Here is a 24,457-nt window from a genome sequence, read left to right as displayed (position 1 = left end):
GCATCGGGCGATGCTGGATCTCGCCCGGTTCACCGCAGTGGGTCAGTTGGTCAGGCGGGTCGTCGACGAGGTGGTGATGACCCGGTTCCGCCGGCTGGACGCCGCCAGCATCGCGGAGAAGGCCCCCGGCGACCTGGTGACCGTCGCCGACACGCTGACCGAGCAGCGGCTCACCGAGGAACTGGTTCGGCTGCTCCCCGGCTCCACCGCCGTCGGTGAGGAGGCGGTCGCCCGCGACCCGGCCGTGCTGGCTGCGCTCGGCGGGCCGGCGCCGGTCTGGATCATCGACCCCGTCGACGGTACGGCTGGTTTCGTCGCCGGCGGCACCCGGTTCAGCACCATGGTGGCACTCTCCGTGGCCGGACGGACCGTGGCGTCCTGGGTCTACGCCCCGGTCAGCGGGACGTTGGCCACCGCCTCGGCAGGGTCGGCGGGTGGTGCCTGGCTGGACGGCCGGCCGGTCACCGTCCCCGCTGGGGCCGGGTGGCCGGGGCTGCGGGTGGTCAACACCGATCCGCGCTACCACACCCCGGTCGACCAGTTGGTGGTCGACCGGCTCGCCGGACTCGGCGCGACCGTCGTCCCCTGCGACGGGATCGGTCACAGCTATCTCGACCTGGTCACCGGCCGGGCCGACGCGCTCGCGGTGAGCTGGGAGAAACCGTGGGACCACGCGGCCGGGCTGTTTCTGTACGAGCGGGCCGGTGGCTGCGCCGGTGCCGCTGACGGCACCCCCTACCGGGTCACCGGCGGCAACGCCCTGCCACTGCTGGCCGCCGCCGACCGTCCCACCTTCGACCAGCTCTGCGGGCTGTTCACCGCCGGGGCGCCGGAGACCGGTGGGCGATGAGGAACAGGACCAGGCCGAGGACGGCGGCGACGCCGACCACGACCGGCACCGGCCCCCAGCCGAACCGGTCCACCGTGGCGGCGAACAGCGGCGGCCCGAGCAGTGACCCGCAGCTGCCCAACTGCACCAGCAGCCCGTTGCCCATGCCGAGCTGATCCGCGCCGTCGACCACCTGCGGCACGGCGGCGAACGCCACCGCCACCAGGATCCCGTTGACGAACAGCAGCACGGCGGCGGCCCCGATGGCCAGGGCGGGGATCCGGGCTCCGCTGAAGATCACGATGGCCAGGAGCGGCATGGTGAGGGCCAGCGGGCCGAGCACCGGGATCCCGGCCAGGCGGCGTAACAACCATCCGGCGACGATCCCGCCGGGCACGCTGACGAGCGAGACCAGCGCGACGGCCAGCCCGGCTGTCGACGAGCCGAGACCCACGTCGGTGGAGAGGAACGTGGGCAGCAGGGTCAGCATCGCCACGCTGATCATCGACACCGCGCCGAACCCGGCGGAGAGCGCCAGTATCCGGGCCAGCACAGCCGCCCGGATCCGGGGACGGGTGGCCGGAACGCCGGTGTGGCCGTCCGGCTTCCCGACCGTCAGGTCTGGTCCTTCGTCGGCTCGTCCCGCCCGGCCGGCGTACCGGCCGGGGCCGGGGAGCCGGACCGCTGCGACCGCCGCGACCGCCGCGACGCCCGCGCCGAGCAGGAGGAACCAGGAGCGCCAGCCCACACCACCGGCGACGACTCCGCCGGCCCCCGAGCCGACGGCCAATCCGACCGGGATGAACGTCCCCCACACCGAGAGCGCGGTCACCCGGTCGGCGCCGGTGGTCAGCCGCATGATCAGCGCTGGCGCCGCGACCACGACCAGCAGGTATCCGGTGCCTTCGAACAGCCGCAGGACGAGCAGGCTCGTCGCGTCCCAGGCGAGTGCCCCGGCGGCGCCGGTCACGGCGAGCAGGACCAGCCCGGCCAACAGGCTGCGCCGGTCGCCCAGCCGGTCGGTCCACACGCCACCGATCAGACCCAGGGCCGCCGCGACCCCGGTCATGGCGGACGCCGCCCAGCCGACGGCGGGCAGCGAGAGGCCGAGATCCGACTGGAGCGGCCCGAACACCGGGCCGATCTTGCCGAGGGCGGCCGCTGCCAGCACCCCGGCGAGATAGGTGAGCAGCACCCGGCTCCAGTTGGTCCGGAGCACCGGACCGGCGGACATGGTGGCCGTCATCGCCGGGCCGCCGCCGGCAGCGGCGGCGAGAAAGTGCGTTCCACCCGTGTCCGGCTGACCAGCCGGCCCCGATGAATCACCATTCGGTCCATGTTGGCCGCTGCGATCGCGTCGGTCAACGATTGCGCCCGGATCGCCAGCAACTCGGCCGGCGCACCCGCCTCGATCCGTACGGCCGGCAGGCCCATCACCGTACGGGCCTGGGCGCTGACCGCGTCATAGGCCTCCGCGGGGTCCAGGTGCCCTGCGGTGACCAGCAGCGACGCCGTCTCCAGTGGATCACCCCGGCCGACCGGGTTGAACGGGTCCCGCATGTTGTCGCCAGCACCGGCGACGGCCACCCCGGCGGCCCGCAGCGCCACGATCGCGGTCAGGCCACGGGGTACGGAGTGCCCGTGCCCCCGGCCCTGGAGGAAGAGGTTGGTGGACGGGCAGGTGATCACACCGATCCCGGCGGCGGCCACCCGGGCGACCACCGCGCGGGTGGCTTCCTCCCCGCGTACGCCCAGGCTGACGCAGTGGCTGGCGGTGACGGCCGGTCGGAAGCCGGTGGCCAACACCAGCTCGGCCAGCTCGCTCAGGGTGTCGACGGCCGGGTCCAGTGTCTCGTCGGTGTGCAGGTCCACCGGCCGACCGAATTCCGCCGCGACGTCGAGCAGCAGCCGCAGGCAGGCGGGCGGATCCGGGTGACTGTAGGGCGCCGCCCCGATCACGTCGGCGCCCGACCGTACCGCCTCGACCAGCATCGCCCGGTTGCCCGCGCCGTCGGGGCCGGTCACGGGGCGGTCGACCATGGCGACGACCTGTAGCTCCACCTGTCCGGCGAGTTCCTCACGCACCTCGAGCAGCGCCTCCAGCATCCCCAGCCCGGTGGCGACACCGACGTCCACGTGGGTACGGATCGCGGTGGCCCCGCTGCCCAGCAACTCGTACGCCGCGCGTAGCGCCCGTTCGCGGACGTCCGACCGGGACACCGACCGCCGGTACGCGTACCAGGCGTCGACCGCGCCGGCCAGGTCACCGGTCCGGTTGCCCAGCACCGTACCGGTGAGCACCTTGTCGAAGTGCGAGTGCGGTTCGGCCGGGGCCGGCAGCAGCAGATGACCCGAGAGGTCGAGCCGCGGTACTCCGTCGGCGACCGGGGTGCCCGCCGGCCGGACGACAGCGATCCGCCCGCCGCTCAACAGGACGTCGACCACCTCGCCGGTGGCCAACCGGGGGCCGGCCAGCAACAGCCCGTCGGCCTCCGGGTCGGGTGCCCGGCTGACCGGCACCGGCCGCTCACCGGTCTCCCGGCGGTCCACCGCAGGACCCTGGCGGTCGCTCGTCGACGGAGGAAGGCTCACCGCTCCGGCTCCTCCTGCCGGCCCGGGAACCCGACACCGCTCAGCAGGTCACCGGCGTCCAGTTCACCGAGGTCGGGCAGGACGAGGCCACCCTTGAGCGACTCGTACAGGCTCAACCCGACGACGGCCACCCCGGCCTCGCGCAGCAGTCTGGTCGCGGACGCGGAACTGCTGATCACCGCCGCCACCTCGTACCTGCCATCGCATTCCTTCTGGACCAGTCGCCGGGTCTCCAGCAGGGTGCCGCCGGTGGCGCACACCCCGTCCAGGTAGATGACCACGTCGTAGTCGTCCTGCGGAACGGGGGTCATGTAGTCGGCCCGGACGGACCGCATCTGCGCGTCGCGGCTCATGCCGACGAAACAGAAGTCGGCGTCCTCGAACATGGCGACGAAACCGGGGTAGAGCAGCGCGCCACCCCGCAGGATGACCACGGCGAGCACCCGGCTGTCCGGACCGGACCAGGTCCGTACGGAGTCGCGCGTGTGTCGGGCGAGCAGCGTCCCCAACTCGGTGGTGCGACGCCGGATCTCGCCACTCGGTCGGCGGGCCCGCAGAATCCGCGCGTACAGGTGATCCGGGTCGCCGATCTCCACCGCCGGCATCATCGCCGGGCCCGACGTTCGGCGATGAGCGCCCGGCATTCGGCGAGCAGGTCCCGGTGCGGGGCGGCCAACACCGCACCGAGCGGGTGCGACCCGTCCAGCGTGGCCCGATCTTCGGCCAGGAGCTTCTGGGTGGCCACCAGAGTCACCGCGAGTCGGACGTCCTCGGCGTCGAGCAGGTCCTCGACCAGCGACGCGACGTCGTTCTTCGCCATCGCCGCGGCGTGCGCCTCCTTGTCCAGTTCGATCACCAGGTCCGACAGGGACCACACCCCCTCCTCCACGAGCAGATGGGTGATCGGGTCCTGGAAGAAGGTGGCGACCGCCTCGGCGAAGCTCTCCTGGCCGAGCAGCAACCGCCGGTCCGGCGCGGTGCCGCAGAAGATCCAGAAGGTGCCGTCCGAGTTCAGGGTGACGGCCACCCCCGAACTCGCGGCATAGTTGCCGCGGATGGCGTCGTTGACCGTGGTCGCCAGGGAGAGCCGCCTGCTGCCGGTCTCGAAGGGGTTGTAGTACTCGTGGATGGAGCGGGACGTGTCGTGGTGGCCCTCCGCCAGCTCGCTGGCCTTGCCGCTGCGGCGGAACACGTTGAACGTGATGGGTATTTCCCGGCCGTCGGGGAGGACGAGCTTGCGGTTCCAGTCGTTGACGTCGACGAGACGGGCCCCGAGCTCCTCGGCGATCTGCCGGTCGACGATGTTCCAGTCCGGCTCGATGCTGCGGAAGCCGAGCCCGAAGCCGGGCCGCTGCTCGGCCCACGCCCGGGCGACGTTGCCGTAGTGCTCCAGCCGTACCGGTCGGGGCGCTTCGAGGTGGTAGCGGTCCAGGCTCAGCCGCAGGATGACCTCGGGCCCGGCCGGGTTGTCCGCCAGGGCGGCGTCGAGTCGGCGGATGAGCGTGTTCGCCCGCGTCGGCTCCTTGCCCCAGTAGCCGGCGCTGACGACATCGATCTTCGGCGTGGTCACCTCGGTGAGCAGCCGCAGGATGCTGTTGAATTTGAGGAACGGCTCTCCGCCGCCGGTGATGTTGAGCTTCTGGGATCGAGATTCGTTGATGAAATCGATCGCCTTGGTCAGCTCGTCCCGGGACAACGAGTCCTTCGCCGACTTGCGTTGCAGGTCCGAGGAGTACATGCAGTGCAGGCACGCGACCGGACAGAGCTCGCTGAGGTGGATGAAGAAGCTCGACCCGGTGGTCGGCAGTTCCGAGCTCCGCGGCTTGAAAGCCCCGATCAGGCTCTCCCGGGTCGACTGCGGTGTGACGAACGCGGCTTCGAGCGCGGTTTCTGACACTTCTACCTCCCCCGTCGCCGCCAGCAGGCGGCGCAGAAAATTGGCGGGCCTGCGTGACCCCGTCCGACGGGTTCAGGAAGCGCCTGGCGGCAGTCGCCCGATAGTCCGGTCGTCAGGGCGGTCACCAGCGGAACCAGGCGTCGCCGATCATGGATGTGAGCCATCACTTCGAAGTGCAACCCATCGTAGGTTGTCGATTACTCTTTGGAAAGCGGCGGTGCGCTCGGGCAGGGGTCGCGCGGGCGCACCGGGCGGTGGACGGCCGGGCTGACCTCTGTCGCGGGTGGCCCGGCGTGCTCGGCGCGGTGCCGTGGGCACCGACCACTAGAGTCGGGTCATGGTGGCAATCGGATACGAAGAAATCGTCCAGGCGCCCAAGGCGCTGCTCCACGACCACCTGGACGGCGGGCTGCGGCCGACCACGATCATCGAGCTGGCCGCCGAGGTGGGCCACGAGCTGCCCAGCACCGATCCGGACGAACTCGGCAGGTGGTTCGTCGAGGCGGCGAACTCCGGTTCGCTGGAGCGTTACCTGGAGACCTTCGCGCACACGGTGGCGGTCATGCAGACCGCACCGGCGCTGGCCCGGGTGGCCCGGGAGTGCGCCCTGGACCTGGCCGCCGACGGAGTCGTCTACGCCGAGGTGCGCTTCGCCCCCGAGCAGCACCTGGAACAGGACCTCACCCTGGACCAGGTGGTCGAGGCGGTGCTCGCCGGCTTCGCCGAGGGCAGCGAGCTGGCCGCCCAGGCCGGCAACCCGATCCGGGTCGGCACCCTGCTGACCGCGATGCGGCACGCCGCCCGGTCGCAGGAGATCGCCGAACTGGCCGTCCGGCACCGGGACACCGGCGTGGTCGGCTTCGACATCGCCGGCGCCGAGGCCGGGTTCCCGCCCACCCGGCACCTGGACGCCTTCGAGTACCTCCAGCGGGAGAACTTCCACTTCACCATCCACGCCGGTGAGGCGTTCGGTCTGCCGTCGATCTGGCAGGCGATCCAGTGGTGCGGCGCGGACCGCCTCGGGCACGGGGTACGGATCGTCGACGACATCACCCTCACCGACGACCGTCCGCAGCTCGGCCGGCTGGCCGCGTACGTGCGGGACAAGCGGATCCCGCTGGAGTTGTGCCCGTCGTCCAACGTGCAGACCGGGGCGGCCGCGTCGATCGCCGAGCACCCGATCGGTCTCCTGCGCGACCTGCGGTTCCGGGTGACGGTCAACACCGACAACCGGCTGATGAGCGGCACCTCGATGTCACGGGAGATGGCGCTGCTGGTGGACGCCTTCGGCTACGGCTGGAAGGAACTCCAGTGGTTCACCATCAACGCGATGAAGAGCGCCTTCATCCCGTTCGACGAGCGGCTGCGGATCATCGACGACGTGATCAAGCCGGCGTACGCGAAGCTGCTCTCCTGACCCGGCCGGGTCGCCAGCGGGCGGGATTCAGGACCGGCGGGGGTGGCCGGCGAGCAGCATGGCCACCCGCCGCAGCACCTCGCGGGCCCGCGCCGCCTCCGCGCCCAGTCCGGTCTGCCGGCGCAGCACCGCCGGCTCCTCGCGCAGCAACGTCAGGCCGCGCCGGAGAAGCACCCCCGGTGCCTTGCGCTGTTCGGCGAGGTCCCGGGTGAGTCGGCGGAGGAATGTCGCGCCGCGCGGCCGACGAAGGGCGTACGCGCCGGCGAGAAGACCCCGATCACGGCATTCGGCGACGATCTCGGCGGCGAAAATCCCCTCGGCGACGAAGAATGGCGCTCCGGCGAGATCGAACGTCCGGGTACCCACTCGGCGGTCTTCGCCGATTGCATAAACCGGCACTTCGGCCTTGCCGTCACGAGCCAGTCGAGCAATGGTTTCCACGGCGAAGCCGGCATCCCAGGCATGCGGCGAATCCCAGTCGATTCGGTCGTGCCGACGTGGCAACGTAGGGTCGTCGCCGTCCTTGTAGAAATCGTCGAGACAGAGCACGGGGAGTCCGGTTCGGCGTGCGACGTAGGACTTTCCGGAGCCCGAAGGGCCGGCGAGCAGGACGACGCGGTGCGGGGGCTTCATTACGGTAGGTGACTCCGGCCAGACGGGCTGCGATCAAACTGTCTCAACATCTCATCACACCCCGGGCGAGGGACAGCCTGGGCTTTCTCTTTGAGAGGCGGCGTGATGGAATCTCGGAGGTCCGACCCGCCGGGTCGGTCGCTGGGCGTTGCCCGGGGCAACACGGCGGACGCTGAGATCGCGAGGGCGGTGACGTGAGCAAACGACCAAAGACGGCGGGCTCCTTCCTGTCGCGAATGCGCCGGCCGGCTGGTCGGCTCCGCGACATGCCGATCTGGTCGAAGCTCGGCCTCATCATGATCGTGCCGACCATCGCCACGGTGGTCGTCGGCACCAACGGCCTGATCGACCACCTTGACACGCTCAACGGTGCCAACCGCGCCGGCGACCTGGCGCACCTCACCGGTCACTCCGGTGAGCTGGTCGACACCCTCCAGGACGAGCGGGCCGCCGCCGTGCTGTTGCTCGGGGCGAACGCGCAGACCCGGGAGCAGTACAACAAGGCCTACACCGACGTGCACGAGCGGGTCGACCGGGCCCGGGCGCCGTACTCCCGGCAGCGGGCCGAGCTCGACGGGCTCCCCGGCAACCTCGAGAAGGTCCTCGACCGGATCGACCAGAGCCTGCAGGACCTTCCCGGCACTCGCAGCCAGGTCTTCAACAACCGGCTGCCGCTCACCGACGCCGCCCGGTCCTACGAGGGTCTGATCAACGACCTGCTGGACATCCGGGACTCGGCCAGCCAGCTCGCCGGGGACACCGACCTGAGCGAGCGGATGCGCGCGGTGGCCGCCAGCGCCCGGGCCAAGGAGTTCCTCTCGGTCCGTCGGGTCGTGGTGCACAGGGCGCTGATCCAGGGGTCGATGAGCCCGGTGTTGCGCACCGACTACATCGCCACCGGCACCGGCCAGCAGCAGGCGCTACAGAGTTTCCAGGCGGTCGCCAACCAGGCCGAGTCCGAGCTGTACCAGCAGACCGTCGCCGGATCGGACCAGCGCCAGGTCGAGAACTACCTCGGCTGGATCAACGGCAACACCAGCGACAGCATGGCCGGCGCGCCGTTCGGGGCGAACGAGTGGGACGCCGCGATGGTCGCCAACGCCAAACTGATCCGTACCGTGGAGGCCAAACTCGACGGCGACGTGATCGGCCTGGCCGACCAGCTCCGCTCCGACGTGCAGCGCCGGGTCTTCCTGGAGACCGGCCTGCTGCTCAGCATGCTGCTACTGGCGATCTTCTTCGCCTACCTGGTCGCCCGGTCGATGGCCCGCTCCCTGCGCGACCTGCGGCAGGGAGCGCTCTCCATCGCCCAGTACGGCCTGCCCCATGCGGTGGCCCGGCTGCGGGATCCGAAGGTCACCGGCCAGCTCACCCCGATGCAGCTCGCCAACCAGATCGCCGAGCCGCTCCCGGTGCGCAGCAAGGACGAGTTCGGCCAGGTGACCGAGGCGTTCAACGCCGTCCACCTGGAGGCGGTCCGGACGGCGGCCGAGCAGGCCGCGCTCCGCGCCTCCGTGGCGACCATGTTCGTCAACCTGGCCCGCCGGTCCCAGATCCTGGTCGACCGGCTGATCGGTCACCTCGACCGGCTGGAGCGCGGCGAGGAGGACCCGGACCGGCTGGCCGAGCTGTTCCAACTCGACCACCTGGCCACCCGGATGCGCCGCAACGACGAGAACCTGCTGGTCCTCGCCGGTGCGGACTCCACCCGGGTGCAGCGGCAGCCGGCCGCCCTGATCGACGTGCTCCGGGCCGCGCAGTCCGAGGTCGAGCACTACACCCGGATCGAGTTCGGCGTGATCGACCGGGACATCGAGGTCGCCGCGCACGCGGTCAACGACCTGGTCCACCTGGTCGCCGAGCTGTTCGACAACGCCACCGCGTTCTCGCCGCCGGACTCCCAGGTCATGGTCGAGGCCCGCCGGGTCGGCGACCGCGCGTCGCTCTACGTCGAGGACCGGGGCATCGGCATCAGCGCCGAGCAGATCGCCGACCTGAACGAGCGGCTCGCCACGCCGCCGCAGGTGGACGTCGCGGTCTCCCGGATGATGGGCCTGGTCGTGGTCGCCCGGCTGGCCGCCCGGCACGGGGTCCGGGTCGAGCTACGGCCGGGCACCGAGCGGGGCACGGTCGCCGAGGTCGACCTGCCCACCACGGTCCTGGTGCCACGTGCGCTCTCCGGCCGGGTGCAGCAACCGCCGGGGCTGCCCGCGTCCGGTCCTGCTCCAGCGACCCCGCTGCCCACCGTCGGCACGCTGCCGGCACTGGGCAACGCCCCGGCGCCGGCCCCCCGTCCGGGAGGCTCCGGCAACCAGGTCACCCTCGGTGGGCGGCCCTTCGAGCCGGAGCCGCGCAACGGCACGCCGGGCGCCGGCCGACCGCTGCCCGCCTGGTCCGACCTGACCGGTGCGGACGTGCGGGCCAGCGGCGGCGACGCCTTCACGCCCCGTCCGGCGAACGGACAGCAGGTGGACGCGCTGCCGCAGCGGCGCGCGACCGGTGACGAGGAACCGGCCGGGTTCGGTCAGCCACCCGCCGTGCCGCGGCAGGTGCCGTCGAACCCGGAGGCGCGCACCGCCCATCCGCAGGTCCCGCCGCCGGTGTCGGCCCCGCCGGCCCCGCCGGTCTCCGGCCCGCCCGTGTCGGCTCCGCCGGTCTCCGGGCCACCGATGTCCGCGCCGCCGACCCGACCGGCTCCGGCCACGCCGGCTCCACCGGTCTGGCCGCCGGTGGCCGGAACGGAGCGGGAGGCGCCCACCCCGCCCGTGCCCGAGCGGCTCGCCGCAGCGCTCGACATGACCACCGAGCTGCCCCGCGTGCCGCGCTCGGCAGGCGAGTCACCGGCCGGAACGGCCGGCCACCCCAGCCCGGCCGGGCAGCCCGCACCGGCCCCGGCGGTCCCCGACCGGCAGCGGTACGCGGACGAGACGATGGAACTGCCGATCTTCCGGGAGCTGGAATCCGCCTGGTTCCGCACTCGGCGACCGGTCAACGACGAGACGGCCGCCGGTGGTGCCCGGGTCACCCTCGGGAGCCCGGACGCTGCCCAGACGCAGCAGCTCGCCGCAGTCGAACGGGGCCGTCCGGCCGCCAAGGAACCAGCAGGGACGACAGGTAACGCACCGATGGCAACGAACACCGGAGGCGCGTCGCACGACAACGGTGCGGCGACCAACGGGAGCGACCGTTCCGCGTACGCCGAGAGCCTCGCCGGCCGGCGCACCCCGCAGCCACCCGGCGGTTGGCAGACCGCCGCGGACGACGGCTGGCGTGCCGCCAGCGCGGCCAACGAGGTGCCGGTGGTCGAGACCACCCAGACCGGCCTGCCCAAGCGCAAGCCCATGGCGCAGCTCGTGCCGGGCGGGATCGAGAAGCCGGTGACGTCGGTGCAACGACGTACGCCGGAGGCGGTACGCGGACTTCTCTCGGCATACCATCGTGGCGTGCAACGCGGCCGAAGCAACCACGCTGACAGCCACTCGTCCGGCCTGGGGGCGACTCCGGGTGGGCAGCAGTCCTCGCAGTCTGGCTCAGGCCCCCTGGCCGGGAGCAGGCAGAAGGAGCAAGAAGGATGACAACTACGCAGGATCTCGGTTGGCTGCTGGCCAACTTCGCCGACCGGGTGCCCGGTGTCGCGCATGCGGTCGCCGTCTCCGCGGACGGCCTGCTCCTCGCGTCGTCACGGGACCTGCCGCGTGACCGCGCCGACCAGTTGGCCGCGATCGCGTCCGGCCTGGTCAGCCTCACCCAGGGAGCGGCTCGCTGCTTCGAGGGTGGTGCGGTGCTCCAGACAGTGGTCGAGATGGACAATGGCTTCCTGTTCCTCATGTCCATCTCGGACGGGTCGTCGTTCGCGGTGCTCGCCGCCCGGAGCTGCGACGTGGGGCAGGTCGGGTACGAAATGGCGCTGCTGGTCGACCGGGTCGGCGACGCGCTGACCCCGCAGCCGCGCGCCGCCGCAGGAATGCTGGGTTGAGACGGGCGCTGACCGTAGGGTCGGCGGACCAACAACGGAAAAGTCGACGAGTTCCACCGGAGCGAGCCGGTGGCGGGTACGCGGGAGGAGGTGAGCGGCGACGTGGTCGATCGTGATGAGCCCACCGGGGCTCTGGTCCGTCCATACGCCGTCACCCGCGGTCGTACCCGTCCCCGTCTCGACATCGCGCTGGAGGCGCTCGTCGAGACGACGGTGCGCGGTCGGACCGCTGCCAACGGCAACGGTGGTCAGGGCCGGGAGCACCAGTACATCGCCGCGCTGTGTGACGGACGGTTGCAGTCGCTCGCCGAGATCGCGGCGCGGATGCAGCTGCCACTCGGGGTGGCCCGGGTGCTCATTGCCGACATGGCTACGGACGGCCTGGTCGCGGTGCACGAGCCGACCATCCTGGACGACTCCGATGACGCGGTGGGCACTGAACTGCTGGAGAGGGTGCTGAGTGGACTTCGCAGGCTCTGACATGTCGCACCGGCCGCCGACTCCGTCGAGCGGGCGCGTGACATCGGCGAAGATCGTTATCGCCGGTGGCTTCGGCGTTGGCAAGACGACGCTGGTCGGCTCGGTTTCGGAGATCACGCCACTGACCACCGAGGCGATCATGACCTCGGCCGGTGTGGGCGTCGACGACACCCGGCAGGTGCCGGGCAAGACGACGACCACGGTGGCGATGGACTTCGGTCGTATCTCGATCGACCGTGACCTGATCCTGTACCTCTTCGGTACACCCGGTCAGACGCGGTTCTGGTTCATGTGGGACGAGCTGGTCCGGGGCGCCATCGGCGCCGTGGTCCTGGTCGACACCCGCCGGTTGGCCGACTGCTTCGCGGCCATCGACTTCTTCGAGCACCGGCGGCTGCCGTACCTGATCGCCATCAACTGCTTCGACGGGATGCAGTACCACGACCCGCAGGACGTCCGGGACGCGCTGGCGATCTCTCCGGAGGTGCCGGTGGTGGCCTGTGACGCCCGGCAGCGGGAGTCGACCAAGCACGTGCTGATCTCGCTGGTCGAGTACGTGCTCACGATGCGCCGTTCGCGCGCGGTCGCGCCGGCCTGAGGCGACCTGCGTACCGCCCGGTGCCGGCTCCGGCCGCGCACCGGGCGGTACGTCGTTCCCGAGGCGCTACGTCCCGTTGTGCCGCTGGACGTAGCGGAACACGGAATCCGGGTGGGTCGTCGCTGCCGTGGTGTTGGTGAGCGTGGACGGGGCCAGGCCGATCCGGTGCACCCCGAAGGCCCCTCGACCGCCTCCGCGTTCCGGCCGGCCAGGTGTCCTCCGCGACGCGGATGTGACCCGTCGTACCGACGGGCAACACCGGACCGTCCGGAGCAGGTCCACCCTGGTCGCCCGCAGCGCCTCCGGAACGGCCCGTACGCCCGAGTCGCCGGGTAGCCCGGCTCTCGGCCACCAACGTCATCCGCCGGGCTCCCTGCGCGCGGATCAGGCGGCCCAGCCGCCCCGCCGTCGGTGGCGTCCGGGGCGAGTTCGCAGACGAAGGCGCGCTCGGTGGCCGGCGGCACGACAGTGTCGCCCGCCGCGAGCGAGACGAGGGATCCGCTGCTCCTCGGCCACCGTCACGACGGCCATCGAGACCTCGGCGAGCACCCCGCCGACCAGGACGTGGACCCCGCCGAGCCGGCCAGCCGGGCGGCCAGACGCGGATCGCCGGCGTCGTCCCGGATGTCCGGTCGTACGGTCCGGCGGTCCGGCGGTCCGGCGGTCCGGTCCGCTCAGGAGCGGTAGCCGGCGGAGCGGTACTCGTACTCCCTGTCATCGTCGCGGTCGCCGTGATCGCGAGTGAAGTCCCAGCCGCCGGCCGCCTCACGACCGGGTCGGCCACCCACCGCGAACCCGCCGATCTCCTGCCCGCGGCGCCAGCCCCGGAAGTAGCCGGTGGTGTTCTCGGCGATGCGCGCCGCGTCCCGGACGATCCGCAGCGGACGCTCCTCGCGCAGCGGCGAGCCGGGCACCAGGTTGGCCTGCGGAACCCGGCGGGGGAGCCCGGCCGGCGTCTCGTCGCCCTTGACCGGCTGCGCGGCCTGCTCGGCGGCCTGCCAACCGGTGTCGGCCATGCTGGACCAGTCGAGGTCGGTCTCGTCCGAGTGCCCGACGAACCAGGCCGACTTCGCCTGCGCGAAGATGAGCAGGTCACCGTCGTTCTCGTCGGAGATCGGACCCCGGCGGCGTTCGGCGGTGGGCCGCTCGGGAAGAGGCGGCGCGTCCTTCCGGTCCACCAGCCGCAGCGGTGGGTTCTCCGGGCGCAGCGGTGGGTTCTCCGGACGGGAGCCGGAGGTGGGATGGAGGACGGTCCGGTCGTCGGCCGGGGCCTCGAACGCGGGGCGGGCGCTCCGCTCGGCGTTCGGGTCGACCCGGTCACCGCCGCGCTCCGGGCGGGGGACGGTGCGTGCGCCACGGTCGACCGGCGCGGCCGTCCGGTCGTGCAGCGGTGGCTCCACCAGGCGCAGCATCGGCGGCTCCTGGGGCAGGTCGTCCGCCAGCCAGGGCGGCGTGATCCGGCCCTCGGGGCGGCCCGGGTCGGTGTGCGCGTCGATCTGCCGTTCGTCCCGCTCCGGTGCGGACTGCGCGACCGGGTTGCGCGGCGAGCTGTCGGCCGGGTCCTCCGGATTGTTGACCAGCGGCCAGTTGGCCCGGGACCCGGGTGCCGGAGCCTCCTGCTCCGGACGCGGGGCCGGCACCGGCACGCTGAGGTCGGTGACCGCGAACCCGCCGGTCGGGGTGTCGCCGGTGGTCTTGGGACGCGGCGGGATGACGGTCCGCTGCCGCTCGGCCCGGGCGTTGTTGATCGCGGCCGTAGTGAGGGTGGGCCGGAACGGCTCACCCGCGTCGGCCGGCGAGTTGCTCCGCTGCGCCGGGGCGATCGGGGTGATCCCGGGCGGGGGCGGTGGCGAGGAGACCGGCCGGTTCGTCGGCCCGTCCACCTGACGTGCTGCCGGGAGAGCAGGGGTGTCGCCCCGGCCCGGCACCCCGTTGACCGGCGGCTTGACCGAGGCGGCCGGGGTGACCGGAGCCGGTGCGGACGGCGGCGGCGCGATCGGGGCCGGCGCCACCGGGGGCGGGCCGAGCGGACGCGGTGGGGTGGGCGGAGTGCCACCGACCGGCTCCGGTCGGCTGCGTCGTCCGGTCGGCTGCGGTGGCACCGGGTCGACCGCGCGGAGCCCGCCACCGGTCCCGAACTCGGCGCGGTCGTCGGACGGCGCGGCACGCCGGCCGGGGGAAGGGGCGCTGACCCGGGCACGGAGCGCCCCGACCAGGGCGTCGCACCCGGCGTCGCAGGCGCGGACGGCGGCGACGGCCTGGCGTACCGTCTCGGCCACCGCCGAGGTGAGCGCCCGGCTGACCGCCGCCCGGCGCGGGGTCTCGGCGATGGCCACCCGCAGCGCGGTCACCGCGTCGTTGATCGAGTCGGCGTCGGCCACCCCGTCGGCGGCCAGGTGGGCGACGATGGCGTCCGCGGCGACCGAGACGTCCCGGCCCCGGGCGACGGTGCCGCCCAGCATGCCGGGCTCCGGGAGCGCGTCGAGCACGGCCAGCGAGACCGGCTCGGCCGGGTCGGGGTAGGCCCGCAGGGCGGCCGGGTAGAGCTCACGCAGCACCTCGCGGAGCGCCACGGCGGCGGTGTGCCGGCCGTTGGCGAGCGCGGCGTGCGCGGCGAGGACCTGCTTGTAGCCGGCGAGGTCGCGGGGCACGGGCAGGGTGACCGCGGAGAGCGCGCCGGCCTGGAGGGCCCGCGCCAGCCCGACCGCCCGGCGCTCGGCCGGCGGCGACTGCATCTCCTCCAGCGAGTCGTCGTCGGCGAACCGCTCGGCGAAGTCGTCGACGGAGTCGTCGTCGGCTATCGCGAGCGGCCGACCGGCCGCGCTGAGCAGCGAGGTGACCGTGTGGTCGTCACTGTCGGCGGCGATCGCCGCACCGCTCGGGCCGCCTGACCGTTCCACGAGCAACGCCACGAGCCGGGCGTAACCGGCCGGGTCGTCGCTGATCTCGCAGACGTGGAGCAGCCGGCCTGCGTCGTCGACCACAGCGGACGTCAGCGTCGAACTGGCCGAAGCCGGTCGGTCTGCCGAGTCGGCCGAGGCAAGACCGCAGTACACGCGCACGAGCGCCACGGCGTCGTCCTCCTCCCGGGTTTCTGTGCCAGAGACTGATGCTCCCTGTTACAGCTCAGTCGCGCCAGTCCACGACCGCAGAGATCTTCCCGACAATGGTCCGCCACCCCAGGCTGGCGGTCTGGGCGCCGATTTTCTTGAGCCGCCGCCGGCCCATGAAACCGCCGATCCCGCCGCCGACCGTGGCCCGCAGCGCCTCGTCCAGGTCGTCCAGGCTGGATCCGGCGGAGAGCATGTCGAGCACGGCGGGGAGCCGCAGCGCGTACGCCAGGTCACGGGCCGCCTCGCCGGCCTCGATGAGCAGGGTCGGGTCCCAGGTGTCGTGCCCGCCGCGCAGGTTCTCCACCACGAGGTCGAGCTCGTAGGTGTCCTCGTCGAGGGGGGCGATGTCCGCCGGCTCCACCCGTTCGGACAGTTCATTCCAGCCGTCCAGCTGGGACATGTCGTGCGGAGCGCCGGAACGGATGAAGCTGACCAGGGACTCGGGCGTCTTGAACAGCAGCAGGCGACCCCGGTGGCTGAGGAAGAGGGGCACCTCCTCGTCAGCGGCGGCGTCCTCGTCCTCGCTCTCGTCCTCGGCGTCCGCCTCGGCCTTGTCGCCCTTGCGGGCCGACTGCTTCTCCTCCTCGTCGGCCTCGGCGAACTCCTCGGCGAGCTCCTCGTCGAGGATCACGACGGTCTCGTCGTCGTCGTCGTCATCCTCGACGACCTCCCGGCCACGCGCCAGGAACGGGTCGTCGGCGTCCCGCTCGGCGACGTCGGTGGGGGTCAGCTCCCGGGCCGGCCGGTACGCCCGCAGCGTGAAGCCGGAACCGGCCGGCAGCGCGATCTCCACCGGATCGATCCGCAGCTCCTCCCAGAGCGACCGGTCCGCCTCGCCGGAGCTGGCGGCGGTGTCGCCGGCCTCCTCCGACTCGGTCGCTGCGGTCGCTTCGTCGAGCTGGGGCTCGTCGGCGTCGGGCCGTTGGGGCGACTGGCGGGCCACGCTGACCTCCGTGTGCTTCGGGCTGCTGACCCGGCGGTAGTCCGTGCCGTCGGGTGACTCTGCGCACATACCCTAGTGGGCGATCCGGCGGGACCGGTGCCCGCACCCCGTTGGCTACGTCCCGGACAGTCAGTAGCGTGGTGTGCTGTGAGGGGCCAGACGCTGCACGGACACCTCGACGCCCTGCTCCTGGCGGTGCTCGAGGACGGTGCGCTGCACGGATACGCGATCATCGAGGCACTGCGGGTGCGCAGCGGCGGCAGCCTGGACCTGCCCACCGGCACGACCTATCCGGCGTTGCGCCGGCTGGAACGCGCCGGTTACGTGGCCAGCTCCTGGCACACGGTCAACGGGCGAGAACGGCGCACCTACGAGCTCACCGACGCGGGACGGCGGGCGCTGGCCGGCGAGCGGGCCGGCTGGCGTGAGTTCAGTTCCACCGTCGGTCGGTTCCTCAACCCGGACGTGCCGCCGCCGGCGACCGCCTGACCCGTCTGGCCGCCGCCGGCGACCGCCTGACCCGTCCGGCCGCCGGCAGCCACCCCACGTCGGTGGCTCCCGGGCTCCGGGTGAACGACGCCGACCGCGTCAGGGGGCCAGGGCCAGATAGCCCTGCTCGGCCGCCACCTGGATCAGCCACTGGTCGCGGTACCAGCCCGGCGCCGCCACCAGCTCGTCGTGGTGCCCCCGCTGGGTCACCCGGCCGGCGTCCAGCACCACGACCTCGTCGAAGCCGGCGAGGCCGCTGAGCCGGTGGCTGATCAGCAGCACCGAATGGTCGGCCGGCACCGCGGCCAGGGTCGAGGCGAGCACCGCGTCGGCGGCGGCGGGGTCCAGTCCCTCGGTCGGCTCGTCCAGCACCAGCAGGCCCGGCGCGGCCAGCAGCGCCCGGGCCAGCGCCAGCCGCTGCCGCTGGCCGCCGGAGAGCTGCCCGCCGTCCTCGCCCACCACGGTGTCCCACTGCTCCGGCTGGGCGCGTACCCAGTCGAGCAGCCCGGCCGCCCGGGCGGCCGAGTCGAGCGCCACGTCGTCGGCCCCGCCCCGGCCGAGGAGGAGGTTCTCCCGGACGGTGGCGTGGAAGACGTGTGCCTCGGCTAGCAGGCCGCCGACCGCCCGGGGCAACTCCTCCACCCGGTACGCCGACAGGTCGGCCCCGTCCAGGGTCACCCGGCCCCGGTCCGGTTCCACCGCCCCGGTGAGGACGGCCGCCAGGGTGCTCTTGCCCGCCCCGCTCGGCCCGACGACGGCGATCCGCCGGCCAGGGGGCAGGTCCAGGTCCACCCCGTCCAGCGCGGGCGGGGCACCCTCCCGGTAGCGGACCCGTACCCCGTCGAGCCGTACGTGGTGGGCTGCGGTGGGCACCGGCCGGTCCCCGGCCGTCGGGGCGTCCGTCGGGGCGGTCAGCAACGCGGCCACCCGGGTCAGCCCGGCCCGTAGCCCGCTCCACTGCCGGGCGGCGCCGACCAGTGCCGACGCCACCTCCACGGCGGCGAGCGTGCCGACCGCGAGGACGCCGACCAGCACGCCGGAGACGTCGGCCCGGAGGGCGGCGACCACCACCGCCGCGCTGGTCGCTCCGGCGACCAGCACCCCGAGGGCGTCCACCGCGAAACCGGTCGCGGCGAGGCGACGCTCCAACCGGGCGAGCCGGTCGGCTCGTCCGGTCGCCGCGCGCAGGGCCGCGTCGGTCGCCCCGAAGGCAGCCAGGTCGGCGGCTCCGTGGGTCAGGTCCACCGCGTCCGAGGCGAGCGCGCCGCGCAGTGGCGCCACCTCGGCGGCACCGCGCCGGGTCAGCACCGTCGCCAGGACCGGCAGCGCGACGCCGGCCAGCAGCAGTCCCACCGCGAGCACCCCGGCCGCCGCCGGGGACACCACCGCCGCCCCGCCGATCGCGAGCACGCTGACCAGGGCCGCCGCCGTTCCCGGCACGAGCACCCGCAGCATCAGGTCCTGGACGGTGTCCACGTCGGAGACCAGCCGGCTGAGGGTGTCCCCGGAGCGCTGGTCGGCGGTGGCCCGGCGGGCCGCCAGGGTGGCGAAGACCCGGGTGCGTACGTCGGTGACGATGCGCAGCACCGCGTCGTGCCCGGCGAGTCGTTCGGTGTAGCGCAGCACGCCCCGGCCGATCGCGAGCGCCCGGACCGCGACGATCGCCACGGTCAGCCGGTCCAGGGGCGGCCGACCGGCGGCGCTCATCAGCAACCAGGTGGCGGTGGACATCAGCGCCAGCGCGGCCAGTTCGGTGGCGGTGGCGAGCAGCCCCGCGCCGAGCAACCGGCGAAGGTACGGCCGGGCCAGCCGCAGCACGGCCCGCTCGGCCCCCAGCCGCCCCGTCGACCCCACGGGCGTGGCGGGCTGGGGCGACGGCCCGCTGTCCCGGCTCATCCGACCACCTCCCCGGTCCGGGTCAGCTCGACGACCCGCCCGTCGACCACCCGCAGGATCCGGTCGGCGTCGGCGAGCAACGCCGGGCGGTGGGCCACCAGCAGGGCGGTACGCCCCGCGACGAGTCGACGGGTCGCCTCCAGCACCACGGCCTCCGAGGCGGTGTCGAGTCGGGCGGTGGGCTCGTCGAGAAGGACGACCGGGGCGTCCCGCAGGAACGCCCGGGCCAGCGCCACCCGCTGCCGCTGGCCGCTGGAGAGGCCGTGGCCGCGTTCGCCGAGCCGGGTCTCCAGCCCGTCGGGCAGGGCGGCGACCACCTCGTCCAGCGCGGCGGCCCGGACCGCGGCGGTGAGCGCCTCCGGGCGGGTCTCCGGTGCGCCGAGGCGGATGTTGTCGGCCAGGGTGGCGGCGAACAGGTGGGCCCGCTGGGGCACCCAGGCCAGCCGGCGACGCCACTCGTCCAGGTCGACGGTGGCCAGGTCGACCCCGTCCACGGTGACCCGCCCGCCGGTCGGGGTGACGAAGCCCAGAAGGAGGCCGAGCAGGGTGCTCTTGCCCGCCCCGCTCGGCCCGACGACGGCGATCCGCTCGCCGGGGCGGATGGTCAGCGTGACGTCCCGCAGCGCGGTGGTCCGCTCGTACGCCACGGTGACCGCCTCGAACCGGATCTCACCGGGCCGGGGTGGTAGCAGGGGTCCCCTGTTACCGCTTTTTGTCGAACAGGGGGCCCCTGCAGGCACCTCAGCCGCAGCCGGTGCACCCGGCACCTCAGCCCTCGCCGGCACCTCAGCTCCTGCCGGCATCTCGGCCCCGGCCGGCATCTCGGCCCCGGCCGGCGTCTCAGCTCCAGCCGGCGCGCGCGGCGCGTCGGGCCCCTCCAGCACGGCGAAGGCGTCGCTGAGCGCGCTCAGTCCCTCCATGCTGGCGTGGAACCGGGCGCCGGCCGCCCGCAGGGGGAGGTACGCCTCCGGGGTGAGCAGGAGCACCAGCAGCGCGGTGGTGAGGGTGAGGCCGCCGTCGAGCAGCCGGATGCCCACCGGGACGGCGACCAGCGCCACCGACAGGGTGGCGACCAGTTCCAGCACCAGCCCGGAGAGGAAGGCGATGCGCAGGGTCCGCATGGTGGCGACTCGGTGTCCGTCGGCCATCCGCCGTACCACGTCCACCTGGGCCCGGGAGCGCCCGAAGGCGCGCAGGGTGGCCAGTCCGGCCACCATGTCGAGGAAGTGCCCGCCGAGGCGGGAGAGACGACGCCACTGCCGTTCCGTGGCGGCCTGCGCCTGCCAGCCGAGCAGCGCGCCGAAGATCGGGATCAGCGGCAGCGTCACCAGGATGATCAGCGCCGAACTCCAGTCGGCGAAGACCAGCCGGGCCAGCACCGCGACCGGCACCGTGACGCTCAGTACGAGCTGGGGAAGGTAGCCGGTGAAGTAGGCGTCCAGGGCGTCCAGCCCTCGGCCGGCCAGGGTGGCGAGTTGCCCGGCCCGCTGCCCGGCCACCCAGCCCGGCCCGTGCCGTCCCACCGCGCCGAGCAGGTCGGCGCGGAGGGTGGCCTTGACCGTCGCCGCGGCCCGCGCCGCCACCGCCCCCTGGGCCCAGACCACCGCCGCGCGGGCGGCGACCGCCGCGACGAGGCCGGCGAGCGCCTCCCGGTGCAACCGCCCGTCGAAGGCGGTGGCGAGGAGGACGGCCAGCGCGGTGGCCTGGGCGATGACCAGGAGCGCGGTGAGCACGCCGAGCCCGGCGAGCACGGCGAGATGGCGCCGGACCGCGGGGACCCGGCGCAGCAGACGCGGGTCGAAGGGACGACGGTTCACCGATGCATCACCAGTACACCGGTGCCCTGCCGCCGGTCCGTCCCCGGAACACCCACCACAACATCACCTGGAAGCCTAGTAGGGCCGGCAGGAGGGGCACCGTCAGCCAGGTCAGCAGCCGCAGGGTCGGCCCGCTGGCCGCCGCGTCGGCGACGGTCAGGCTGGCCGCCGGGTCGATGGTGGAGTACAGCGCGTTGGGCCAGAGGGTCGCCCCGACCAGCAGCACCGGCAGCGCCAGCGTCACGCTGGTGGCGGTGAAGGCCAGGCCGGGGCTCCGCCGACCGAAGCCGACCCACGCCACCAGCAGGGCCACCACCAGCAGTACGGGCATGGCGATCGCGGCGAGCGGCTGCTGCGCCGCGTCGCGTACCCGGTCGGAGAGCAGCGCCACGACGGTGGTCACGACGCCCGCGGCGAGGGCGACCGGCACCAGCCGGCGGCCCAGCGCGGCGACCGGTCCGGCCTCGTCGACGGGGAGCCGCAGGGCCAGGAAGGCCGCGCCGTGCACGGCCACCAGCGCCACCATGGTCACCGCTGCGGCCAGCGCGAACGGCGTGAAGAGGTGACCGATGCCCTCCACCCGTCCCTCCTCGTTGAGCGGTACGCCCTGGAGCATCCCGGCGAGCACCGCGCCCCAGCCCAGCGCGGCGAGCGCGGAGCCGACGACGATCACGCGGTCCCAGGCGGTACGCGCCCACCGGCTCGCCGGACGGCTGCGCAGCTGCACGGCGGCGGTGACCAGGATCACGCCGGTGACCGCGCCGGCGAAGGCCGGGTAGAGCCCGGCGAGGAGTTCCCCCTCCAGGATCGGGAAGGCCCCGAAGAGGATGCCGACGGCGGCGATCAGCCAGACCTCGTTGCCGAGGAAGAACGGGCCGACCGCGTTGAGCAGGCCACGCCGGGCGGCCGGGTCACCGGACCGGGCGAGCATCAGGCCGGTCCCGTAGTCGTAGCCGCCGAGCACCAGGTAGGCGGCGAAGAAGACGCCCAGGAGGGCGTACCAGGCGAGTTCCACGGTCGGCTCCTCAGACGAAGGCGGGGTCGGGGCGGTCGTCGGCGGGCTCCTGCTCGGGCGGCCGGCCGAGGGCGAGGTCGTCGTGCGCGCCCCGCGCGGCGTGCTTGGCGATCAGCACCCAGTTGGTGATCGCGAGGGTGCCGAGAAGCAGGGTGAAGCCGAGGAACGAGGTGAACATCACACCGCCACTGACCGGTGAGACCGCGTCCTCCACCCGGAGCAGCCCGTAGACGGCCCAGGGCTGGCGGCCCACCTCGCGGGTGATCCAGCCGAGGATGGCCGCGACGAAGGGCAGCGGCAGGGCGAACAGCAGGATCCAGAGCGGGAAGCGGAGCCGGATGAGCAGGTCCTTGGGGAGCAGCACGAACTGGAGGCAGATCAGCACCAGCAGGAAGCCGATGATGAACATGAAACTGAGGCTGCTCAGGAAGATGGTCGGCGGTTCGTAGTCGCCGGGACCGAAGGCGGTGGTCAGCTCGGCAATTTTGGCTTCCTTCTCCTCCGGGGTGCCGTACTTGGTCGGCTGGAGCGGAGCCATGTCGGCGAGCTGGATGAAGCCGAAGTGCAGCAGCGGGCCGACGGTGAGCGCGGCGGTGACCAGGCCGATCCGCAGCGACTTGCGGAACAGCTCGAAGTCGGCGGTGCGCCGGATCAGGTGCCAGGAGCTGATCGAGGCCATCAGGATGCCGCCGGTGACCAGCGCGGCGAGCATCGTGTGCACGAACGCCATCCGGAAGGCGGGGTTGGTCACCAGGGCGGAGAACTCGGTGAGGTGGGCGATGCCGTCGCGCATCTCGTACCCGACCGGGTTCTGCATCCAGGCGTTGCCGGCCATGATCCAGAAAGCCGAGATGTACGCGGTCAGCGCGACGCCCCACAGCAGCGCCAGGTGGACGCCCCGGCGCAGCCGGTGCCACCCGAAGATCCACATGCCGAGGAAGGTGGACTCCAGGAAGAACGCGGTCAGCGTCTCGATCGCCAGCGGGGCGCCGAAGACGTTGCCGACGTACTTCGACAGGCCGCTCCAGTTGAGTCCGAACTGGAACTCCATGACCACGCCGGCGGCGATGCCGAGCACGTAGTTGATCACGTAGAGCGTGCCCCAGAAGCGGGTGAGTCGCTCGTACACCGGCTTCTTGGTGACCACCCACGCCGTCTGGAGATAGACGAGTAACGTGATCAGGCCGAGTGTCACGAGGACGAAGAGGAAGTGGATCGAGGTCGTGGTGGCGAACTGCAGGCGGGCTAACAGGAGCGGATCCATGGCCGGCTCTCCAATGGGGGGAGTCGCATTTTGCCGGCAGCCTACAGGTAGTTAGCCTACTCATCCACATCTTTACTACTTGTCGTAGTACTTTGGCGTGTCGCGGGATCGGTTCGACACCGGTCCATGCCGGGAGGATCGCCCCCGACCGACGTCAGCTCAGGAAGAGGCTGATCGGCAGCGCGGCCAGCGTGGTGGTCAGGGCGAGCACCGTGGCCCCGAGGACCCGGGGCGGCCGTTCGGCGACCAGCAGGCGGCGTACCCGCAGGTCGAGGTCACGGTCACCGAGCCCGAGCGCGCCGGCCGGGGTGACCCGGTTGCCGGCGGCGGCGAACCGGCGCAGCGCGCCGGCCAGCGGTGCCTCGGCGTGTGCCTGGCGGGCCTTGTCGTCGGCGCGCATCTCGACCAGCAGCGCCACCCGCTCGTGCGCCGCGCGCACCCAGCCGAACCAGGGCAGCGCCCGGCACAGCGCGGTGAACGGCAGCAGCACCAGGTCGTGCCGCTCCTGCGCGTGTGCCCGCTCGTGGGCGAGCACGGCAGCCAGCTCGGCGTGGTCCAGCAGGTCGAGGGTTCCGGCACTGACCACCACCCGGGGCCGCATCCCGGGCAGGCAGTACGCCGCCGCGCACGGATGGTCGAGCACCAGCGCGCCGGGGGCCGCCGGATCGTCCCGGGCGACCAGGGTGAGCAGCTCCCGGTGCCGGCGCTGGGCGCGTACCGTGCCGAGGATGCTGCGGAAGGTGGTGGCCAGCAGCATCGTGCCGATGCCGAACCCGATGCCGACCCCCGCCAGGTGGAGCACCCCCAGGCCGGGCGGCAGGGTGTCGTGGACCAGGTCGTCGGCGAGGGCCAGCAGCGCGCTGCCGGTCGGCAGGTCGTACGGCGCCAGCCCGAGGGCGATCGGCACCCCCATCGCGGAGAGGCCGAGCGCCAGCCCGACCCCCTGCCAGCAGAGGATCGCCACCCGGGGGCTGCGCCCCGGCCAGGTGGCGGCGGCGAGCACCTGGGCGGTCAGCCAGCAGGCCAGCACCGTCACGGCGAAGTGCAGCGCGTACGCCACGGCCCGCGCCCTACCGGTCCGGGCCCTCGTCGACCGGGACCGCCGCCCGCGTCGCCTGCGCGTTCAGGGCGGCCCGGAGCACGTCCGCCTCGGTGCCGGTGACGGACCGGGCGAAGCGCACCAGGGCCGCGTCCCGGCTGCCGCCGAGGTCGAGCGCGTCGAGCATGAGCTGGGCGATGTGCGCCTCGCGGGTGGCCGCCGCCCGGTAGCGCCAGGCCCGGCCCTCCCGCTCGCGTTCCACCATGCCCTTGCCCGCGAGCCGGTCCAGCACGGTCATCACCGTGGTGTACGCCAGCTCGCGTCCGGCCAGCGCGTCGGCCACCTCGCGGACGGTCACCCCGCCCCCGGTGTCGCCGGACGCGCCGTCCCACAGCACGTCCATCACCGCCCGCTCAAGGTCCCCCAGCCGCGTCACGCCCCAATCCTACCCCCCGTAGT

General features: G+C 73.1%; 20 protein-coding genes. 7 read left to right on the top strand and 13 right to left on the bottom strand.

From position 1 onward, the window contains the following. The first annotated feature begins 10 nt into the window (after positions 1 to 10). On the top strand, positions 11 to 850 hold the full coding sequence (locus tag GA0070618_RS05940) for an inositol monophosphatase family protein (protein WP_088980742.1): 840 nt from the start codon (positions 11 to 13) through the stop codon (positions 848 to 850). On the opposite strand, the gene GA0070618_RS05935 is transcribed toward GA0070618_RS05940, so the two are convergent. The 4 genes from GA0070618_RS05935 to GA0070618_RS05920 are packed head-to-tail and all read right to left on the bottom strand — an operon-like array spanning position 816 to position 5,318. Then, on the bottom strand, positions 816 to 2,075 hold the full coding sequence (locus GA0070618_RS05935) for an MFS transporter (protein ID WP_088980741.1): 1,260 nt from the start codon (positions 2,073 to 2,075) through the stop codon (positions 816 to 818). The two genes, GA0070618_RS05940 and GA0070618_RS05935, sit on opposite strands and share 35 nt — an antisense overlap. Continuing rightward, positions 2,072 to 3,379, bottom strand: a complete 1,308-nt coding sequence (locus tag GA0070618_RS05930) for an amidohydrolase family protein (RefSeq protein WP_197701723.1) — start codon at positions 3,377 to 3,379, stop codon at positions 2,072 to 2,074. The genes GA0070618_RS05935 and GA0070618_RS05930 overlap by 4 nt, the downstream gene beginning before the upstream one ends. Positions 3,380 to 3,417: 38 nt before the next feature. Further along, positions 3,418 to 4,017 carry a uracil phosphoribosyltransferase gene (locus GA0070618_RS05925; RefSeq protein ID WP_157748918.1) on the bottom strand — a complete coding sequence of 200 codons (600 nt, stop codon included), beginning with the start codon at positions 4,015 to 4,017 and terminating at the stop codon, positions 3,418 to 3,420. A gap of 8 nt (positions 4,018 to 4,025) precedes the next feature. Further along, positions 4,026 to 5,318 (bottom strand): 4Fe-4S cluster-binding domain-containing protein, encoded by a 1,293-nt coding sequence (locus tag GA0070618_RS05920; RefSeq protein WP_088980739.1) that lies wholly within the window; start codon positions 5,316 to 5,318, stop codon positions 4,026 to 4,028. Between the two features lie 337 nt (positions 5,319 to 5,655). Between GA0070618_RS05920 and GA0070618_RS05915 the strand changes: the two genes are divergently transcribed. Next, positions 5,656 to 6,735, top strand: coding sequence for an adenosine deaminase (locus GA0070618_RS05915; protein WP_088980738.1), 1,080 nt, complete (start codon positions 5,656 to 5,658; stop codon positions 6,733 to 6,735). 27 nt (positions 6,736 to 6,762) lie between these two features. On the opposite strand, the gene GA0070618_RS05910 is transcribed toward GA0070618_RS05915, so the two are convergent. Beyond that, the gene (locus tag GA0070618_RS05910; RefSeq protein ID WP_088980737.1) at positions 6,763 to 7,368 is read right to left on the bottom strand and encodes a uridine kinase family protein; all 606 of its coding nucleotides are present in this window, start codon (positions 7,366 to 7,368) and stop codon (positions 6,763 to 6,765) included. Positions 7,369 to 7,562: 194 nt separating this feature from the next. Between GA0070618_RS05910 and GA0070618_RS05905 the strand changes: the two genes are divergently transcribed. The 4 genes from GA0070618_RS05905 to GA0070618_RS05890 all read left to right on the top strand — a co-directional run bounded on the left by GA0070618_RS05905 (position 7,563) and on the right by GA0070618_RS05890 (position 12,422). Next, on the top strand, positions 7,563 to 10,943 hold the full coding sequence (locus GA0070618_RS05905) for a sensor histidine kinase (protein WP_088980736.1): 3,381 nt from the start codon (positions 7,563 to 7,565) through the stop codon (positions 10,941 to 10,943). After that, the gene (locus tag GA0070618_RS05900; RefSeq protein WP_067370442.1) at positions 10,940 to 11,344 is read left to right on the top strand and encodes a roadblock/LC7 domain-containing protein; all 405 of its coding nucleotides are present in this window, start codon (positions 10,940 to 10,942) and stop codon (positions 11,342 to 11,344) included. The genes GA0070618_RS05905 and GA0070618_RS05900 overlap by 4 nt, the downstream gene beginning before the upstream one ends. Before the next feature lie 90 nt (positions 11,345 to 11,434). Continuing rightward, positions 11,435 to 11,824 carry a DUF742 domain-containing protein gene (locus GA0070618_RS05895; RefSeq protein ID WP_231931620.1) on the top strand — a complete coding sequence of 130 codons (390 nt, stop codon included), beginning with the start codon at positions 11,435 to 11,437 and terminating at the stop codon, positions 11,822 to 11,824. A 1-nt stretch (position 11,825) separates the two neighbouring features. After that, positions 11,826 to 12,422 (top strand): GTP-binding protein, encoded by a 597-nt coding sequence (locus GA0070618_RS05890; RefSeq protein ID WP_088980735.1) that lies wholly within the window; start codon positions 11,826 to 11,828, stop codon positions 12,420 to 12,422. 674 nt (positions 12,423 to 13,096) lie between these two features. Here the strand turns inward: GA0070618_RS05890 and GA0070618_RS05880 are convergent. Then, positions 13,097 to 15,493 carry a transposase gene (locus GA0070618_RS05880; RefSeq protein WP_088980733.1) on the bottom strand — a complete coding sequence of 799 codons (2,397 nt, stop codon included), beginning with the start codon at positions 15,491 to 15,493 and terminating at the stop codon, positions 13,097 to 13,099. Positions 15,494 to 15,548: 55 nt separating this feature from the next. After that, positions 15,549 to 16,547, bottom strand: a complete 999-nt coding sequence (locus GA0070618_RS05875) for a DNA primase (protein WP_088980732.1) — start codon at positions 16,545 to 16,547, stop codon at positions 15,549 to 15,551. A gap of 78 nt (positions 16,548 to 16,625) precedes the next feature. Between GA0070618_RS05875 and GA0070618_RS05870 the strand changes: the two genes are divergently transcribed. Next, on the top strand, positions 16,626 to 16,967 hold the full coding sequence (locus GA0070618_RS05870; RefSeq protein WP_088980731.1) for a PadR family transcriptional regulator: 342 nt from the start codon (positions 16,626 to 16,628) through the stop codon (positions 16,965 to 16,967). Between the two features lie 99 nt (positions 16,968 to 17,066). Here the strand turns inward: GA0070618_RS05870 and cydC are convergent, their stop codons facing one another. The 6 genes from cydC to GA0070618_RS05840 all read right to left on the bottom strand — a co-directional run bounded on the left by cydC (position 17,067) and on the right by GA0070618_RS05840 (position 24,434). After that, positions 17,067 to 18,863 carry a thiol reductant ABC exporter subunit CydC gene (gene cydC / locus GA0070618_RS05865; protein ID WP_088980730.1) on the bottom strand — a complete coding sequence of 599 codons (1,797 nt, stop codon included), beginning with the start codon at positions 18,861 to 18,863 and terminating at the stop codon, positions 17,067 to 17,069. Next, positions 18,860 to 20,680, bottom strand: a complete 1,821-nt coding sequence (cydD, locus tag GA0070618_RS05860; RefSeq protein WP_088980729.1) for a thiol reductant ABC exporter subunit CydD — start codon at positions 20,678 to 20,680, stop codon at positions 18,860 to 18,862. The genes cydC and cydD overlap by 4 nt, the downstream gene beginning before the upstream one ends. Positions 20,681 to 20,687: 7 nt before the next feature. After that, positions 20,688 to 21,695, bottom strand: a complete 1,008-nt coding sequence (locus GA0070618_RS05855; protein ID WP_088980728.1) for a cytochrome d ubiquinol oxidase subunit II — start codon at positions 21,693 to 21,695, stop codon at positions 20,688 to 20,690. Positions 21,696 to 21,705: 10 nt separating this feature from the next. Continuing rightward, positions 21,706 to 22,959, bottom strand: coding sequence for a cytochrome ubiquinol oxidase subunit I (locus GA0070618_RS05850; RefSeq protein WP_088980727.1), 1,254 nt, complete (start codon positions 22,957 to 22,959; stop codon positions 21,706 to 21,708). Positions 22,960 to 23,113: 154 nt separating this feature from the next. Then, entirely contained in the window at positions 23,114 to 24,019 is a 906-nt protein-coding gene (locus tag GA0070618_RS05845; protein ID WP_088980726.1) for a M56 family metallopeptidase, read from the bottom strand. Positions 24,020 to 24,029: 10 nt separating this feature from the next. Further along, positions 24,030 to 24,434, bottom strand: a complete 405-nt coding sequence (locus GA0070618_RS05840) for a BlaI/MecI/CopY family transcriptional regulator (RefSeq protein ID WP_088980725.1) — start codon at positions 24,432 to 24,434, stop codon at positions 24,030 to 24,032. Positions 24,435 to 24,457 lie beyond the last annotated feature (23 nt).

Origin of the sequence: Micromonospora echinospora (assembly GCF_900091495.1) — a bacterium.
In the GTDB taxonomy this organism is placed as follows: Bacteria; Actinomycetota; Actinomycetes; order Mycobacteriales; family Micromonosporaceae; genus Micromonospora; species Micromonospora echinospora.
Note: the sequence above shows the minus strand (reverse complement) of the source record. Positions and strands in the feature narration are given on the sequence as shown.

Bases quoted from the DNA above. Each gene is read 5' to 3' on its own strand.
- GA0070618_RS05915 (WP_088980738.1), top strand. From the start codon at position 5,656: ATGGTGGCAATCGGATACGAAGAAATCGTCCAGGCGCCCAAGGCGCTG.
- GA0070618_RS05900 (WP_067370442.1), top strand. From the start codon at position 10,940: ATGACAACTACGCAGGATCTCGGTTGGCTGCTGGCCAACTTCGCCGAC.
- GA0070618_RS05850 (WP_088980727.1), bottom strand. From the start codon at position 22,959: ATGGATCCGCTCCTGTTAGCCCGCCTGCAGTTCGCCACCACGACCTCG.
- GA0070618_RS05935 (WP_088980741.1), bottom strand. From the start codon at position 2,075: ATGACGGCCACCATGTCCGCCGGTCCGGTGCTCCGGACCAACTGGAGC.
- cydC (WP_088980730.1), bottom strand. From the start codon at position 18,863: ATGAGCCGGGACAGCGGGCCGTCGCCCCAGCCCGCCACGCCCGTGGGG.
- GA0070618_RS05940 (WP_088980742.1), top strand. From the start codon at position 11: ATGCTGGATCTCGCCCGGTTCACCGCAGTGGGTCAGTTGGTCAGGCGG.
- GA0070618_RS05910 (WP_088980737.1), bottom strand. From the start codon at position 7,368: ATGAAGCCCCCGCACCGCGTCGTCCTGCTCGCCGGCCCTTCGGGCTCC.
- GA0070618_RS05875 (WP_088980732.1), bottom strand. From the start codon at position 16,547: ATGTGCGCAGAGTCACCCGACGGCACGGACTACCGCCGGGTCAGCAGC.
- GA0070618_RS05890 (WP_088980735.1), top strand. From the start codon at position 11,826: ATGTCGCACCGGCCGCCGACTCCGTCGAGCGGGCGCGTGACATCGGCG.